This is a genomic window from Streptoalloteichus tenebrarius, assembly GCF_024171885.1.
GTDB lineage: Bacteria > Actinomycetota > Actinomycetes > Mycobacteriales > Pseudonocardiaceae > Streptoalloteichus > Streptoalloteichus tenebrarius.
In genome coordinates this window covers 1-2,382 of the sequence record NZ_JAMTCP010000090.1, presented here as the reverse complement: position 1 = coordinate 2,382, position 2,382 = coordinate 1, and the positions used below count along the sequence as shown (strand labels likewise).

Below are 2,382 nucleotides of genomic sequence, written 5' to 3'. Positions count from 1 at the left end.
GACTCGCCGAATGCGGAGGTTCCTTTCTCTCCTGGCTTGGTGAAGGTGAGTTCTGCCTGTTGTTGTGGGGTGAGTAGCTGACAGGCGTCCTGACCTCGGAGATTCTTGGGATTGCTGACGCGGGGCGCCAGGGATGGGCCGGTTCTGGCGGATGAGGATTGGCTGGTGGGGCCACTTGTGGTGGTGGGTGGGTTGGTTGCGTGGTCGGCGGCGGTGGGCGTTCCGGTGGTGCTGCTGGAGCAGCCAGCGGCTACTAGCCCCGCCAGCACGAGGACTCCCGTCTGCCACCCTTGTATCTTGCTCATTCTTTGCGACCTGTCATGCGCTTTGGTTCAGCCTGCGGGTGGCAGGTTGTCCAGCACCATCTTCCCGACCTTCTCCGCGAATCCACAGGGGTCTTCATACTCTGGATTGTTGCGGGAATTGCGGTCGAAGGTGATGTAGAGCACCTGGTCGTCCGCGACGCCGAGGTCGACGCGGCATGACTTGAGTTTGTCATTCAGTCCTGTTCGAACCGCTGGGTAGCCGGCGACGGTTGAGGGTGTGAAGTCCGGGAAGCGTTCCTTGCGAAGGTAGGTCTCCTCTAGTCCGCGACGCTTGGTGTCAAGGGCGAGGTAGATTCGCAGGTTGCCGTTCGACCAGCGGCATTCTGACTCGCCGAATGCGGAGGTTCCTTTCTCTCCTGGCTTGGTGAAGGTGAGTTCTGCCTGTTGTTGCGGGGTGAGTAGCTGACAGGCGTCCTGACCTCGGAGATTCTTGGGATTGCTGACGCGGGGCGCCAGGGATGGGCCGGTTCTGGCGGATGGGGAGCGGTTGGTGGGTCCACTTGTTGTGGCGGGTGGGGTGGTTGCGTGGTCGGCGGCTGTGGGTGTTCCGGTGGTGCTGCTGGAGCAGCCAGCGGCTACCAGTCCCGCCAGCACGAGGATCCCGGTCCGCCACCCTTGTATCTTGCTCATTCGTCGCTACCTGTCATGTGCTCTGGTTCAGCGTGCGGGTGGCAGGTTGTCCAGCACCATCTTCCCGACCTTCTCCGCGAATCCGCACGGATCTGAGTACTCGGGATTACTGCGGCCGGCGGAATTGCGGTCGAAGTCAATGTAGAGTACTTGGTCGTCGGCAACACCGAGAGATACCCTGCATGATTTGAGATTGTCGTTTCGATCCGATCGGACTGCGGGGTGGCCGGCGACGGTGGAGGGTGTGAAGTCGGGAAAACGTTCCTTTCTCAGGTAGGTTTCCTCCAGTCCACGACGCTTCGTATCAAGGGTTAGAAAGATTCCGAGCTTGTCGTTTTTCCATTCACACTCCGACTCGCCGAACTCTGAAATTCCTTGCCGTCCAGGTTGGGTGAAGGTGAGTTCTTTTTGTTGTTGTGGGGTGAGTAGTTGACAGGCCTCCTGGCCTCGGAGATTCTTTGGGTTGGTGACACGGGGTGCCATCGATAGCCCAGTGCTGGCCGATGGAGAGTGGCTGGTGGTCCCACCTGCTGTCGTTGTGGTCTGATTAATTGTATGGTCAGTGGTCGTGGGTGTTCCAGGCGTGCTGTTGGAGCAGCTCATAATCGCCAGCCCCGTTGCTGCCAGGGCAGTTGCCAGTCGGATATGGCGGATTCGCATCCGTTTGTTACCCCTTAAAGCCGTGGTTCTCGTCGGATTGTTGGTAGGTGCCCATGGCCTTGTCGAGCTGGTCGACGACGCTCTGGTATGCCTCAATGGCGGATTCTATTGCGCGTAGTGCCGAGCCTGATTCTCCTACTGCTTTATCGTGTAGCGCCTCTGCCAACTTTTCGCTGGACCGGTCCGCTGCGGGTGGTTCAATCACCCGCACGTTCCGTACTTTCTTTCGTGCCCTCTCCAGTTTGTCGATGGCTTCTTGGAACTTGGCTTTGAGGGCTGGGGCCTGGTCGCGGGTGACGCGGAAGGAGCCGCCTGTGGCGCTCGCGGGGGCTCCTGCGGCGCCGGCGAGGCCGCCAACCAGGGCGGCGCCGGTGCTGGGTGCGGTGATGTTGAGCCAGTCGCTCATGGTGTGACTGTCTTCCCCCTTCGTTGTGATGGGTCGTCAGACGCCCTGGTTTAGCGTGTGGGTGGTAGGTTGTCCAGGACCATCTTCCCGACTTTCTCCGCGAATCCACAGGGGTCTTCATACTCTGGATTTCTGCCAGCGGAGTGGTGGCTGAAGGAGATGTAGAGCACCTGGTCGTCGGCGACACCGAGGTCGACGCGGCATGACTTGAGCCTGACATTCAGTCCTGTTCGAACCGCTGGGTAGCCGGCGACGGTTGATGGTGTGAAGTCTGGGAACCTCTCCTTGCGGAGGTATGTCTCCTCTAGTCCGCGACGCTTGGTGTCAAGGGCGAGGTAGATTCGCAGGTTGTCGTTCGAC

4 protein-coding genes are annotated in these 2,382 nt (G+C 59.9%); all 4 read right to left on the bottom strand.

All coding sequences use genetic code 11. The features are described from left to right. Positions 1–332 precede the first annotated feature (332 nt). On the bottom strand, positions 333–956 hold the full coding sequence (locus tag LX15_RS32010) for a DUF3558 domain-containing protein (RefSeq protein WP_253674901.1): 624 nt from the start codon (positions 954–956) through the stop codon (positions 333–335). 27 nt (positions 957–983) lie between these two features. After that, entirely contained in the window at positions 984–1,616 is a 633-nt protein-coding gene (locus LX15_RS32005; RefSeq protein ID WP_253674900.1) for a DUF3558 domain-containing protein, read from the bottom strand. A 7-nt stretch (positions 1,617–1,623) separates the two neighbouring features. Then, positions 1,624–2,022 carry a hypothetical protein gene (locus LX15_RS32000; RefSeq protein ID WP_253674899.1) on the bottom strand — a complete coding sequence of 133 codons (399 nt, stop codon included), beginning with the start codon at positions 2,020–2,022 and terminating at the stop codon, positions 1,624–1,626. Between the two features lie 50 nt (positions 2,023–2,072). Further along, positions 2,073–2,382 (bottom strand): DUF3558 family protein (locus LX15_RS31995; RefSeq protein ID WP_253674898.1); only part of this gene is annotated, 310 nt, incomplete at its 5' end.

What these genes read in the sequence shown, in the direction of transcription:
- LX15_RS32000 (WP_253674899.1), bottom strand. Translation starts at nt 2,022, where the DNA reads ATGAGCGACTGGCTCAACATCACCGCACCCAGCACCGGCGCCGCCCTG.
- LX15_RS32010 (WP_253674901.1), bottom strand. Translation starts at nt 956, where the DNA reads ATGAGCAAGATACAAGGGTGGCGGACCGGGATCCTCGTGCTGGCGGGA.
- LX15_RS32005 (WP_253674900.1), bottom strand. Translation starts at nt 1,616, where the DNA reads ATGCGAATCCGCCATATCCGACTGGCAACTGCCCTGGCAGCAACGGGG.